Annotated in this window: 11 protein-coding genes; 10 read left to right on the forward strand and 1 reads right to left on the reverse strand. The window is 60.7% G+C overall.

Annotated features, from left to right (window positions below):
- Window positions 1–73: 73 nt before the first annotated feature.
- The 9 genes from ACRWA7_RS18875 to ACRWA7_RS18915 all read left to right on the forward strand — a co-directional run bounded on the left by ACRWA7_RS18875 (window position 74) and on the right by ACRWA7_RS18915 (window position 9,614).
- Window positions 74–901, forward strand: coding sequence for an outer membrane protein assembly factor BamE (locus tag ACRWA7_RS18875; protein ID WP_060859022.1), 828 nt, complete (start codon window positions 74–76; stop codon window positions 899–901).
- Window positions 902–1,092: 191 nt separating this feature from the next.
- Window positions 1,093–1,890, forward strand: a complete 798-nt coding sequence (dapB, locus tag ACRWA7_RS18880; protein ID WP_438395444.1) for a 4-hydroxy-tetrahydrodipicolinate reductase — start codon at window positions 1,093–1,095, stop codon at window positions 1,888–1,890.
- 34 nt (window positions 1,891–1,924) lie between these two features.
- Complete coding sequence (locus tag ACRWA7_RS18885; RefSeq protein WP_060859020.1) at window positions 1,925–2,629, forward strand: MotA/TolQ/ExbB proton channel family protein; 705 nt, start codon at window positions 1,925–1,927, stop codon at window positions 2,627–2,629.
- A 40-nt stretch (window positions 2,630–2,669) separates the two neighbouring features.
- Complete coding sequence (locus ACRWA7_RS18890) at window positions 2,670–3,095, forward strand: ExbD/TolR family protein (protein ID WP_438395446.1); 426 nt, start codon at window positions 2,670–2,672, stop codon at window positions 3,093–3,095.
- A gap of 310 nt (window positions 3,096–3,405) precedes the next feature.
- Entirely contained in the window at window positions 3,406–6,000 is a 2,595-nt protein-coding gene (gene leuS / locus ACRWA7_RS18895; RefSeq protein WP_060859018.1) for a leucine--tRNA ligase, read from the forward strand.
- 104 nt (window positions 6,001–6,104) lie between these two features.
- Window positions 6,105–6,656, forward strand: a complete 552-nt coding sequence (locus ACRWA7_RS18900; RefSeq protein WP_060859034.1) for an LPS-assembly lipoprotein LptE — start codon at window positions 6,105–6,107, stop codon at window positions 6,654–6,656.
- A gap of 21 nt (window positions 6,657–6,677) precedes the next feature.
- Window positions 6,678–7,790 (forward strand): DNA polymerase III subunit delta, encoded by a 1,113-nt coding sequence (gene holA, locus ACRWA7_RS18905; RefSeq protein WP_438395448.1) that lies wholly within the window; start codon window positions 6,678–6,680, stop codon window positions 7,788–7,790.
- Window positions 7,791–7,866: 76 nt separating this feature from the next.
- Window positions 7,867–9,144: a glutamate-5-semialdehyde dehydrogenase gene (locus tag ACRWA7_RS18910; protein WP_208603336.1), complete on the forward strand. Its 1,278-nt coding sequence runs from the start codon at window positions 7,867–7,869 to the stop codon at window positions 9,142–9,144.
- 53 nt (window positions 9,145–9,197) lie between these two features.
- On the forward strand, window positions 9,198–9,614 hold the full coding sequence (locus ACRWA7_RS18915) for a CopD family protein (protein ID WP_438396693.1): 417 nt from the start codon (window positions 9,198–9,200) through the stop codon (window positions 9,612–9,614).
- A gap of 17 nt (window positions 9,615–9,631) precedes the next feature.
- Here the strand turns inward: ACRWA7_RS18915 and ACRWA7_RS18920 are convergent, their stop codons facing one another.
- On the reverse strand, window positions 9,632–10,408 hold the full coding sequence (locus ACRWA7_RS18920; RefSeq protein WP_438395450.1) for a copper homeostasis protein CutC: 777 nt from the start codon (window positions 10,406–10,408) through the stop codon (window positions 9,632–9,634).
- Window positions 10,409–10,943: 535 nt separating this feature from the next.
- Between ACRWA7_RS18920 and ACRWA7_RS18925 the strand changes: the two genes are divergently transcribed.
- Window positions 10,944–13,250, forward strand: a complete 2,307-nt coding sequence (locus tag ACRWA7_RS18925; protein ID WP_438395451.1) for a type I secretion system permease/ATPase — start codon at window positions 10,944–10,946, stop codon at window positions 13,248–13,250.
- Window positions 13,251–13,261: the final 11 nt, after the last annotated feature.

Below are 13,261 nucleotides of genomic sequence, written 5' to 3' on the forward strand. Positions count from 1 at the left end.
GGGCCAGGCGAAGGGTGAAATGAAGGGTGAAATGTTTCCAAAATCTTTATCGAATTGCCGGGAGAGCCGTCGCATGCGCGGAACTTTGATCGCTGCCGCCACCATGACCGTCCTGGCCGGGTTGTCCGCGTGTTCCACCTACGACAGCGTCACGCAGAGCATCGCGCAGCACATTACGCCGTATCGGATCACGGTTGTGCAGGGGAATTTCGTTTCGGCTGAGGCCGCGGCGCAAATGCAGGTCGGCATGTCGCGCGATCAGGTGAAGACGCTGCTCGGCACGCCGTTGCTCGCGGACATGTTCCACGCGGATCGCTGGGATTACATTTTCTATTTCAAGCGCGGTTCCACGTCGGTTGTGCAGCAGCGTGATTTCGTGGTGAATTTTGCCGGCGACCGCGTGGCGAACTGGACGGGCGGGGAAAATCTGCCGTCGAATCTCGAGTTGCTGGCTGAAATCGATGGCGACAAGGGCCGCAAGATTCCTGCAGCGCCGCTGCCGGTTGCGGCCAGCGCGGCGGGTGCGAGCGGCGTTCCTGCCACGCCCGCGACTGCAACCGTTTCAGCGCCGGCTGGCCAGCCGAGCACGCAACCGGATGCATCGAATGCTTTTGCCGGAGACGCCAACCAGCAAGCCGCGCAAGCCGCCAACCGCGCAACGGCAGCCGTGGAAGCGCCGACTGGCCGGACGCGCTCGTCGGCCATGCCGAACGTGCCAGGCAATCCGAGCCTGCCGCCGAACGTCAGCGCAGGCGGCAACTCGCAGATCCAGTTGCAGCGGCGTCCGCAGACGGTAACCATTCCGAACAGCGCCGCCGTTGGCCCGGCGGGCACCTCGCCCACGCCGGCGAACACGGACGGTCAGGCAACGTTCTACGTGCCATCCACGAAAACCAACTAAGCAGCACGGCGGGCGCCGTTTGGTTTTCTGGCCGTCCCGCCGTTCTCGTTGGTTCGCACTATCGCGCAAGAGGCCAATGCGCCGCTTCAACGCTTCTTGCTTTCTTGCCCGGCTTTCCTGCCTGAGTTTTTCTGCTGTATCAACGCAGTCGACAAACGCCAATACAACGCCTTCATCACGCGAGACACGCCATGAAAATCGCCATCGCCGGCGCATCGGGCCGCATGGGCCGCATGCTGATCGAAACCGTTCTCAATGACCCGGACGCAACCTTGTCCGGCGCGCTCGATCGCGCGGGGTCGCCCCAGCTTGGCGAGGACGCGGGCGCATTTCTCGGTAAACACACGGGCGTGATCCTGACGGACGATATTGAACGGGTGCTTGCCGAAAGTGACTTGCTGATCGACTTCACGCGTCCGGAAGGCACGCTTCTACATCTGGAAGCCGCGTTGCGGCATGGCGTGAAGATGGTGATCGGCACGACCGGTTTCAGTGACGCGCAGAAAGCGCAACTGAGCGCCGCTGGCGAGAAGATCGGGATCGTATTCGCGGCGAACATGAGCGTGGGCGTAAACGTGACGCTCAAGCTGCTCGAATTCGCGGCAAAGCACTTTGATAAAGGCTATGACATCGAGATCATCGAGGCGCATCACCGGCACAAGGTCGACGCGCCTTCGGGCACCGCGCTTGCAATGGGCGAGACGATTGCCCATGCGCTCGGCCGTGACCTGAAGGAGTGCGCGGTGTATGGCCGCGAGGGCGTGACGGGCGAACGCGATCCGTCGACCATTGGCTTTGCTGCGATTCGCGGCGGCGACATTGTCGGCGATCACACCGTGCTGTTCGCGGGCATTGGCGAGCGCGTCGAGATCACGCATAAATCCGCCAGCCGCTTGTCGTACGCCCAGGGTTCGTTGCGCGCCGCGCATTTCCTGGCCAGCCGCGAACGCGGCATGTTCGACATGCAGGACGTGCTCGGCTTGCGTTGAGCCGCGCCGCTGATTTCCATAAGGTCATCGATTAATGGCAACCACCGGCATCATCCATTACTTGCAAAGCAGCGACGGCATCACGCATGGCGTGGCGGGCGTGCTGCTGGTTATGTCAGTGGCGAGCTGGTGTTTCCTGATCGTGAAGGCCTGGGTTCTCGTGCGTGCGAAACGCCAGGGTCCGCGCGCCGTGCAGCGGTTCTGGCAGGCGGCGACGCTTTCGGACGGCATAGCGGAGTTGCGGAAAGTCGACCGGGAACGCGTGTACTTGCCGCTTGCGGTTGCCGCGTGGCGTGCGTCGGAAGCGGAAATGCCGGGTGCGCTGATCGCGCATGTCGAGCCCGGCGAGCGTGTGTTGCGCGCGTTGCGGCATGCGCTACTGGTGTCACAACGGCGGCTTGAGTTTGGGCAGGTTCTGCTGGCGTCGGTGGGAAGTACGGCGCCGTTCGTGGGCCTGCTTGGCACGGTTTGGGGCATTTATCACGCGCTCGGCAGCATTGCCGCGAGCGGGCAGGCCATGATCGAAAACGTCGCGGGTCCCGTTGGAGAAGCGCTGATCATGACCGCGTTCGGGTTGGTCGTCGCCATCCCCGCCGTGCTTGCGTACAACGTGCTCGGGCGGCTGGTGCGGCAGATATCCGAAGAACTCGATGGCTTTGCGCACGACCTGCACGCTTACACGAACGGCATTGCACCACGCCGGATCAAGAGCGCCGTTATTCAGGACCACGTGGTTTAACGAATCCCCAAGCGCAAACCGCGCACCGGACGAATACATCATGGCCTTCGGCGGACTGGACAAGAAATCGAACGGCGCTCCCATGGCGGAGATCAACATGACGCCGTTGATCGACGTGATGCTGGTGTTGCTGGTTATCTTCATCATTACAGCGCCGTTGTTCACGCATGCAATCCGGCTGGATTTGCCCAAGGTCGCGTCACAGGTTGCACGCGAGACGCCGGACACGATCACACTTTCCATCGATGACACCGGCAAGTTGTATTGGAACGACAAGCCGGTTGCATTCGAGCAGATGCAGGCGCAATTCGCGGCGGAAGGCAAGAAGGCGACGCAGCCGGAGCTTCATTTGAGGGCGTCGGCAGCGACGCATTACGACGTGATCGCCCGCGTGATGGGCGCGGCGCAAAGCGCGGGCTTGAGCAGGATCGGCTTCGTGACGGAGCCTGCGAAGCCAGGGCATTAGACCGGCAAACCTCGGCCGCTCCGGTGGCCATGCCGCCCGGCCGCACGCCTCGCCAGAACCGCTCGCCCCGACGGTATAATCGCGCTTTGGCCGCGCGGGCGGCCTCCATTGCCTCCGCGGGTAACGGAACCACGCTGAAGAAGCGGCCCGGGCGCATGCCAGACGGCCTTGACCTTGGCGCGACCCGCGAACGGACACCGCCGAGCATCGCCTGGAGTTTCGCCCGTCAGACGCGCGATGAAGCAAAACACAGGCAAGACCCAGGCAACACAGCCACATCGCCGCAAGGCAAAACCGCCAAGACCACACCATGCAAGATAAATACGTACCCGCCGACGTCGAATCCGCAGCGCAAAGCGACTGGCGCGCGAAAGATGTCTATCGGTCGACCGAAACCAGCGACAAGCCGAAGTTCTACTGCGTGTCCATGTTGCCGTACCCGTCGGGCAAGCTGCACATGGGCCATGTGCGCAACTACACGATCAACGACGTGATGTACCGGTTCCTGCGCATGAACGGCCACAACGTGCTGATGCCGATGGGCTGGGACGCGTTCGGCATGCCGGCGGAAAACGCCGCGATGGCGAACAACGTGCCGCCGGCGAAGTGGACCTACGACAACATCGAGTACATGAAGAAGCAGATGCAGTCGATGGGACTGGCTATCGACTGGTCGCGGGAAATCGCATCCTGCAAACCCGAGTACTACAAGTGGAACCAGTGGCTGTTCCTGAAGATGCTGGAAAAGGGCATTGCGTACAAGAAGACCGGGACGGTGAACTGGGACCCTGAAGACCAGACCGTGCTCGCGAACGAGCAGGTGATCGACGGGCGCGGCTGGCGCTCGGGCGCGCTGGTGGAAAAGCGCGAAATCCCGATGTATTACATGCGCATCACGGATTACGCAGATCAGTTGCTCGGCGACCTCGACGGTCTCGGCTGGCCCGAGCGCGTGAAGGTGATGCAGCAGAACTGGATTGGCAAAAGCTTCGGCGTGAACTTCGGCTTCCCGTACGAGATCGACGGCGAAAGCAAGTTGCTGCGCGTCTTCACCACGCGCGCTGACACCATCATGGGTGTGACCTTCGCAGCAGTCGCCGCGGAACATCCGCTGGCAACGCGCCTTGCTCGCGATAATCCGGCGTTGCAAGTGTTTATCGAAGAATGCAAGCGCGGCGGCGTGGCCGAAGCCGACGTCGCGACCATGGAAAAGAAGGGCATGCCGACGGGCTTCTTCGTTACGCATCCGCTGACGCAGGAAAAGGTCGAAGTGTGGGTGGGCAACTACGTGCTCATGAGCTACGGCGAAGGCGCCGTGATGGGCGTGCCGTCGCACGACGAACGCGATTTCGCGTTCGCGAAGAAATACAATCTGCCGATCAGGCAGGTCGTCGCGGTTGAAGGCAAGACCTACAGCACGGACGCATGGGAAGAGTGGTACGGCGAAAAGGGCGTGGGCACGCTCGTCAACAGCGGCAAATATGACGGCCTCGACTTCGAGGAAGCCGTCAACGCAATCGCGGCAGACCTGAAAGCGAAGAATTTCGGCGATAAACAAATCACCTGGCGCTTGCGCGACTGGGGCATTTCCCGCCAGCGCTATTGGGGCACGCCGATCCCGATCATCCATTGCGCCACATGCGGCGACGTGCCGGTGCCGGAAGCCGATTTGCCGGTCGTGTTGCCGGAAGACCTCGTGCCGGATGGCACGGGCAATCCGCTCGCGAAGTCTGAAGCGTTCGTCAATTGCACGTGTCCGAAGTGCGGTGCGCCGGCAAAACGTGAAACCGACACCATGGATACGTTCGTGGATTCGTCATGGTACTTCTCGCGCTACGCAGCACCCGACGCCAGGTCGATGGTCGACGAGCGAACCGATTACTGGATGCCGATGGACCAGTACATCGGCGGGATCGAGCATGCGATTCTTCACCTTTTGTATTCGCGTTTCTGGACCAAGGTCATGCGCGATCTCGGTCTGGTGAGCTTCGACGAACCCGCGAAAAACCTGCTCACGCAGGGCATGGTGCTGAACGAGACGTACTATCGTGAAGATGCAGCGGGCAAGAAGACGTGGATCAATCCGGCGGACGTGACCGTTTCGCACGACGACAAGGGCCGCCCGGTCGGCGCGGTGCTGAACGCCGACGGCCAGCCGGTGGTGATCGGCGGCGTGGAGAAGATGTCGAAGTCGAAGAACAATGGCGTGGATCCGCAATCGCTGATCGATGCCTACGGCGCTGACACCGCGCGCCTCTTCGTGATGTTTGCAGCACCGCCCGAACAATCGCTCGAGTGGTCGGGCACGGGCGTGGAGGGCGCGAGCCGTTTCCTGCGTCGCGTATGGCAATTGGCGCATGGCCGTGCGGACGCGCTCAAAATGCATGGCAAGCTCGATACATCGAAACTCAACGATTCAGATCGCACGCTGCGCCGCGAGATCTACACCATCCTGAAACAAGCCGATTTCGACTATGGCCGTTTGCAGTACAACACGGTTGTATCGGCGGCCATGAAGATGTTGAACGCCGTGGACAGCGCGAAAGACGCAACGCCCGCTGTTGTCAACGAGACCTTTGGCGTGTTGCTGCGCGTGCTGTATCCGGTCGTGCCGCACATCACGTTCCAGTTGTGGCAGGAACTCGGTTACGCCAGCGTATTCGGCAGCTTGCTCGACGCACCCTGGCCGAAGGTGGATGAAGCGGCGCTGGAGCAGTCCGAAATCGAACTCGTGCTGCAGGTGAACGGCAAGGTGCGCGGGTCGTTGACCATGGCGAAGGATGCGTCGCGCGAGGACATCGAAAAAGCGGCGGTTGCGCACGAGATGTTCGAGAAATTCTCGGAAGGGCGGACGCCGAAGAAGGTTATTGTCGTTCCGGGCCGACTGGTCAACGTGGTCGTATGAGCCTGAGTTCGCGTGCCGTGAAAATTCTGGAGGACGTTGTGAGCAGCAAAGGCCTGGGTTCGACCCACACTCGGACGAAGACAAAAACCGCCGGGAGCGTCACCATCAGCCGGCGGTCGATTCTTTCGCTGGCGTGCGGCGCATTGCTGCTCTGCGCATGCGGTTTCCAGTTGCGCGGCCAGCAGGATTACGCGTTCAAGCGGCTCGCCATCAACGGCGGCACGCCGGAGATGCTCGGACGCTTGCAGCGCGTGGTGGAAGGCGGCAGCGACACGGTGATTGTCAAGGCATCTGAAAAACCCGACGCCATTCTCACGCTGGGCGGCGGATCCGGCATGCGGACGTTGAGCCTGAACGCGCAAGGCGTCGTGCAGGAATACGAACTTGACTACAACCTGTCCTATTCCATGGTCGGCGCGGACGGCACGCTTCTGATTCCACCCAGCACGATCGCGTTGAACCGGGCCTTGACCTATAGCGACCAGTTCACGCTCGCGAAGGGTACGGAAGCGCAGACGCTGTTCCGCGACATGCAGTTCGACGCCGTCGATCAGTTGACGCGCCGGCTTGCTGTCGTGCGTTCGCTGCATCCGGCGCCGAGCGAAGCGTTGCCGGGCATCGCGCCGCGCGCGCCGTTGCCTGTGCCGCCGCTTTAAGCGCGTACGCCGCAGACAACCATGCAACTCCGACTCGACGCGCTCGACGCGCACCTCGCGAAAGGGCTGAAAGGCCTGTACGTCGTTTATGGCGACGAGCATCTGCTCGTGCAGGAAGCGTCGGACAAGATTCGCGCGTCGGCGCGGGCGCAAGGGTTCACGGACCGCTCGGTGTTCGTGGTCGACCGGTATTTCGACTGGAGTTCGCTGCTGGGCGCAAGCCAGTCGATGTCGCTGTTCGGCGACCGCCAACTGGTCGAGTTGCGCATTCCAACGGGCAAGCCCGGCAAGGAAGGCGGCGAGGCGCTGAAGACGCTGGCCGCCGCCGATAACCCCGACGTTCTCACGCTCATCACCTTGCCGCGCCTCGACGCCGCCACGCAAAAGTCCGCATGGTTCACGGCGTTGAGCGGGCCGGGTGTCGCGCTGAAGATCGATCCGGTCGAGCGCGCGCAGTTGCCCATGTGGATCGGGCAGCGCTTGAGCGCTCAGAACCAGCGGGTGGCGCCTGGAGAAGATGGGCGGCGTGCGCTGGTGTTTATTGCCGAGCGGGTGGAGGGCAATCTGCTCGCCGCGCATCAGGAAATCCAGAAACTCGGGCTTTTGTACCCCACGGGTGTTCTCACGTTCGAACAGATCCATGACGCCGTGCTCAATGTCGCGCGCTACGACGTGTTCAAGCTGAACGAAGCCATGCTGACTGGCGACGTCGGCCGTTTGACGCGCATGCTCGACGGGCTGAAAGGCGAGGGCGAAGCCGGTACGCTCGTGATCTGGGCGCTGGTTGAAGAAGTGCGCACGCTGCTGCGCATGAAACGCGGCGTGGCGGCGGGCAAGCCGCTTGCAACGCTCTTGCGCGAAAACCGGGTCTGGGGTCCGCGCGAACGGCTGGTCGGCCCGGCGCTCTCGCGCGTGAGCGAGGCGGCGCTGGAAAAGGCGTTGTCGCTGGCGGCGAAGCTTGACCGTCAGGTGAAGGGCCTGACCGGCGGCAGCGGCCCACGAGGCGGCGCCGGTGCCGGCGACCCGCCGCCCGATGTCTGGGACGGCATGTTCGAACTCGCGATGACCGTCGCGTCCTCGGGCAGTCCGCTGCAAGCCTTGGCCAAGGCAGCACCGGCAAAGCGGCCGGCCTGACATCGGCTTAAACATCGGCTTAGAATCAGGCTTATCCTTGCGCCTTTGAGCGCATCAGCGTTTCAAGAGAATGACGATGACCAGCATCGACGAATACATGACCGGCCTTGGCCGCCGCGCGCGCCGCGCTTCGCGCGCCATGGCGCGGGCCTCCACGGCTGCGAAGAACGCCGCGCTCGACGCCATCGCCGACGCCATCGAACGCGATCGCGCCGAGTTGAAAGACGCAAACGCGCGAGATCTTGCCCGTGCACGCGATAAAGGCCACGACGCGGCGTTTATCGACCGGCTGACGCTTTCGGATAAAGCGTTGAACACAATGATCGAAGGCTTGCGGCAGGTTGCCGCGCTGGCTGATCCTATTGGTGAAATCAGTGGGTTGAAATTTCGGCCGACTGGCATTCAGGTCGGCCAGATGCGCGTGCCGCTCGGCGTGATCGGGATCATCTATGAGTCGCGGCCGAACGTGACTATCGATGCAGCCGCGCTTTGCCTGAAGTCCGGCAACGCGGCTATCCTGCGCGGCGGTTCCGAGGCGCTCGAATGCAACGCCGCCCTCGCGAAGCTGATCAGCGAAGGACTGGAGGCAGCCGGCTTGCCGCAAGACGCGGTGCAGGTTGTATCGACTGCGGATCGTGCCGCGGTGGGCAAGCTGATCACCATGACCGAATACGTGGATGTGATCGTGCCGCGCGGCGGCAAGAGCCTGATTGCGCGCCTGATGGAAGAAGCCCGCGTGCCGATGATCAAACACCTCGACGGTATCTGCCACGTCTATGTGGACGACCGCGCCGATCTCACGAAGGCGCTCAACGTCTGCGACAACGCGAAGACGCACCGGTACGGAACCTGCAACACCATGGAGACGCTATTGATCGCGCGCGGGATTGCGGCAGAGGCGTTGCCGTTGCTCGCGAAAGCGTTCAAGGCGAAGGACGTGGAGTTGCGCGTGGATGCCGCGAGCCGCGCCGTGCTCGACCACGCGCGCCATGACGGAGCGCTGGTCGACGCCACCGAAGCCGACTGGAGCACCGAATACCTCGCGCCGGTTCTGTCGATCAAGCTGGTCGACGGCCTGGACGCCGCTATCGATCACATCAATACCTACAGCTCGCATCACACCGACGCCATCATCACTGAGGATCACGACCGCGCCATGCGCTTTCTTCGCGAAGTGGATTCGGCGAGCGTGATGGTCAACGCATCGACGCGTTTCGCCGATGGTTTCGAATTCGGCCTCGGTGCGGAAATCGGTATTTCAAACGACAAGCTCCATGCGCGCGGTCCGGTTGGACTGGATGGATTGACATCGTTGAAATACGTCGTGTTTGGACACGGAGAAATCCGTAACTGATCGCAGAACTGAACACGCTAACAAGCACACATACAAGCGAAAAAATGGCCCTGATGCTCTGGATCAAATCGTTGCATATAGTATTAGTGGCCTCGTGGTTCGCCGGCCTGTTTTACCTGCCCCGGATCTTCGTCAATCTTGCGATGGAAACCGATACCGCCGCGACCCAACGGCTGTTGCAAATGGCGCGCAAGCTGTTCCGGTTCATGACGTTTATTGCAGTGCCCGCGCTGGCGTGCGGCTTGTGGCTGTTTCTGGTGGTGGGGATTGGGCAGGGGCAGGGGTGGATGCATGCCAAACTGGGTATCGTCGCGCTTGTCATCATTTACCACGCCTATTGCGGCGTTCTGCTTGGGCGCTTTCAGCGCGGCGAAAACAGGCGTTCTCATAAATGGTATCGGATGTATAACGAATTCCCGGTTCTTGGATTGCTTGGTGCGACGCTCCTGGTTGTCTTGAAGCCCTTCTAACCTGGATTGCTGCCAAGTCAGGCTGAGCGGTGCACACGTTCCCATGCCTGATCTGCTTCAACGCGGATCTGTCTCACCAGGTCCTGCGAAGTTTCCACCATCGCATACTCATCCTGCCCCGGGCCGCCCATCTTCACGCGCTCATTGCGATAGCGCATGCCGCTTGCGAACGGCGCGCGGCCGGAAGTGTGATATTCGACACACCTAGTCTCAGTAACCAGTTGCGCAATGTTGTTCAGCCGGATTCCCGCGCCAGGCATGATCGCGAGCCGGTCCGCCGCGACCTCGCGCAGCTTGGTTATCAGCGCCGCGCCTTGCGGTGCGCTCGCTTCCTGGCCGGATGTGAGAAGCCGGTTGCAGCCCGCAGAAATAATATCTTCCAGCGCGCGAAGCGGATTGCGCGCGACATCAAACGCCCGGTGGAACGTAACGGACATGGGTGCGGCAAGTTCAACCAGACGCCGGGTGCGGGGTACATCGATATCGCCGTCAGCAGTGAGCAGACCAATCACCACGCCGTCCGCGCCAAGTTGTGTGCAGGCAAGGACGTCACGCTCCATTACGTCGAATTCCACCTCCGAATACAGGAAGTCGCCCCCACGCGGACGAATGATGACGTTCAACGGTATTCGTAAAACGTCCCTCGCGCTTGCGAGCGTGCCGTAAGAAGGCGTGGTGCCACCCTCGAGCAGGTTGTCGCACAGTTCGACACGATCCGCGCCACCCTCCTGCGCCGCAACGCACGAAGTCACCGAGCCGGCACATATTTCAAGCAATGGAACGTTGTTGGACATTGAGATCCCTCGTTGATGCATGGTGCTAGAGCATAACCCTGGTAATCGAAAGAGACTGGCATTGAAAAGAGATGCATGCGCGAAGTTGCTATCGGCTGAGCAGTCGTTGTCCGCATCAATCTAGTTAAAACACAGAAACGGCGGTCGAAGCCGCCTTCCTTTCTTACCTTCCCGTCCGCATACGCCAAGTTGCAAGTCGGTTTCCTGTCCGTCTGCGCACAAGCCGTCACGGAGACACGCTCATTTCGCGAGTATCGATCACCGGCAATTGGGATAGTTCTCATGGTTCTCTTGTCCCTCGGCGAACAAAATGAATCCATCGCATTAAGTCCACATCTTGATTAGCCGTTGTGGATTTCTTGCACGATTTGTATTTAGGACGCTTCCGATTTTCGATGCTCAATGCGATGCACATAATGCGTCCGCTGAAAAGCCTGCATTGCGCGATGAATCGATCCGCGCCGCCTTGAGCGACGCATCCACCCCGACCGATCCCGAGGCCATCTCCCGTCCGGTCGCTCTATAGTTAAATGCCATGAAAAAAGATGTACCGGGCGCAACGTCGCCCAATCAACCCGATGGCGGCGAGGAAGGATTTGCGCTTAACCAGAAGGTTGACGATACCTTGCTGAAAAGCCTCGTCTGGATGACGGCATACCACGGTAAGCCGACCAGCGAAGCCGCAATGTTGTCGGGTTTGCCAACAGGCCGTTTTATATCGCCGAAACAGGCGCAGCTTGCCATGGAGCAGGCCGGCTTCTCCGCTGGAATTGTCGAACGCCAGCCGGCCGAGGTCTCGCCGCTGCTTTTACCCGTGGTGTTGTTTCGCAAGGACCACGGCGGTTGCATCCTGATCGGCCGCGCGCCGGAACCGGTCAAGAAAATCAAGCCCGCCTCTGAAATCAAGCCGGGCGAACCTGACGAGATGGAGGCTGGGTATCTGGTAGTCCTGCCCGAATCAGGCTCTCAGGTGACCACCATCGGCGTGAGTCAGCTGAAGGACAACTACACAGGTTTTGCGATGCTCGCAAAACCGATCGGCAAAGCCGACGTGCGTGCAGGTCAGCCCGAGTCCGACGGCGACGGGCACTGGCTGCTGAGCACGCTCTGGCGTTTTCGGCGCTACTACTGGAGCGCGGCGCTCGCAGCTTTGCTCATCAATGTGCTTGCATTGGCAGGCACGTTCTTCACGATGAACGTCTATGACCGCGTGGTGCCGAACCAGGCGTTCACCACCTTGTGGTCTCTCGCAATCGGCGTGGCGCTCGCCATGTTGTTCGAGTTCATTTCGCGCAATGTGCGGGCGCATGTGCTCGATGTCGCCGGCAAGAAAGCCGACCTCATCATGGGTGCAATGCTGTTCCGCAAAGCCGTCGCCATTCGCATGGAGCATAAGCCGGCGTCCTCCGGGTCGTTCGCGAACCAGCTCCGCGAATTCGAATCGGTACGCGATTTCGTGGCATCGGCCACGCTCGCCACCATTTCGGATCTGCCATTCACGTTTCTTTACGTTGCCGTGATCTTCATGATCGGCGGCGTGCTTGGGTTTATCCCTCTATTGCTGATTCCGGTGATCATCGGGGTAAGCGTGTTTATCCAATGGCCGCTCAAGAAGGTCATGAAGGAGAATCTGCGCGAATCGTCGCTCAAGCAAGGTGTCCTGATCGAAACAGTGGAAGGACTCGAGACGTTGAAGGCGACCGGCGGCGAACGCTACATGCAGGAACGGTGGGAATTGTTCTCCGCGAAAGCCTCCGCTACCTCCATGAAATCAAAGCGTCTCTCAGCGCTTGCCATGAACTTCGTGTCATGGATCACTCAGTTCGAAACAGTGATGATTGTGGTGGCCGGCGTGTATCTGATCGCTGATGGCAAGCTGACTCAAGGCGCGCTGATCGGTTCCGTGATCCTCGCAAGCCGCGCGCTTGCACCTTTGGCGCAGGTCGCCGGACTGGCTGTACGTTTCCAGCAGTCCAAGGCTGCACTTGAATCACTGAGCAAACTGATGAAGCTGCCCACGGAGCGCGATCCCGAGGTTGCTTATCTGAAGGATCCCGCCATCACCGGCGCAATTGAATTGCGTCAGATGGGCTTCCACTATCCGATAGCCAATGGTCCTAAGAAAGACTTCCTGAAGAACATCAACATCAATATTGAAGCAGGTGAGCGCGTGGCCATTCTCGGCCGCGTAGGGAGCGGCAAGTCGTCGTTGCTGCGTGTAATGGCGAACCTTTATCGGCCGACGAGCGGGCAAGTCTTCAGCGACGGCCTCGACATTTCGCAAATCGATCCGGCCGACTGGCGTGCGAACGTAGGGTATGTCGCACAGGACAGCCGCCTGTTCTACGGATCTCTTCGCGAAAACGTCATGATCGGGCGCCCTGACGCTTCTATTCACGAGCTCTTGCGAGTTGGCAAGCTCACGGGCATAGACAAAATGGCCGCTGGACATCCGCACGGATGGAACATGCCGATCGGTGAAAACGGCGATGGCCTGTCGGGAGGACAACGTCAACTGGTCGCGCTTGCCCGCAGTCTCATAGCCCGTCCCGCGCTGATGCTGATGGACGAGCCCACGAGCGCCATGGATACCCAGACCGAGTCCGCATTTATCAATGATCTTGCAAACGCGACGCGGGGTACGACACTCGTAGTCGTCACGCATCGGCCTTCTTTGCTGCAACTGGTGGACCGCATCATCGTCATGGATGAAGGCAAGGTCGTGACGGACGGTCCCAAGGATTCTGTGATGGCGGCACTGCGCGCTCCGGCTAACGCAGCGGTCACTCATACACAGCAGCCCACAGTACAGGCAAACGAAGCCGTGAAGGAACCGTCATGAAACATCTACCA

The organism is Caballeronia sp. DA-9, from assembly GCF_051615025.1.
Lineage (GTDB): Bacteria > Pseudomonadota > Gammaproteobacteria > Burkholderiales > Burkholderiaceae > Caballeronia > Caballeronia sordidicola.

Coding starts and splice junctions, on each gene's coding strand:
- holA (WP_438395448.1), top strand. CDS start 6,678: ATGCAACTCCGACTCGACGCGCTCGACGCGCACCTCGCGAAAGGGCTG.
- ACRWA7_RS18910 (WP_208603336.1), top strand. CDS start 7,867: ATGACCAGCATCGACGAATACATGACCGGCCTTGGCCGCCGCGCGCGC.
- ACRWA7_RS18890 (WP_438395446.1), top strand. CDS start 2,670: ATGGCCTTCGGCGGACTGGACAAGAAATCGAACGGCGCTCCCATGGCG.
- ACRWA7_RS18925 (WP_438395451.1), top strand. CDS start 10,944: ATGAAAAAAGATGTACCGGGCGCAACGTCGCCCAATCAACCCGATGGC.
- ACRWA7_RS18915 (WP_438396693.1), top strand. CDS start 9,198: ATGCTCTGGATCAAATCGTTGCATATAGTATTAGTGGCCTCGTGGTTC.
- ACRWA7_RS18875 (WP_060859022.1), top strand. CDS start 74: ATGCGCGGAACTTTGATCGCTGCCGCCACCATGACCGTCCTGGCCGGG.
- ACRWA7_RS18920 (WP_438395450.1), bottom strand. CDS start 10,408: ATGTCCAACAACGTTCCATTGCTTGAAATATGTGCCGGCTCGGTGACT.
- leuS (WP_060859018.1), top strand. CDS start 3,406: ATGCAAGATAAATACGTACCCGCCGACGTCGAATCCGCAGCGCAAAGC.
- dapB (WP_438395444.1), top strand. CDS start 1,093: ATGAAAATCGCCATCGCCGGCGCATCGGGCCGCATGGGCCGCATGCTG.
- ACRWA7_RS18885 (WP_060859020.1), top strand. CDS start 1,925: ATGGCAACCACCGGCATCATCCATTACTTGCAAAGCAGCGACGGCATC.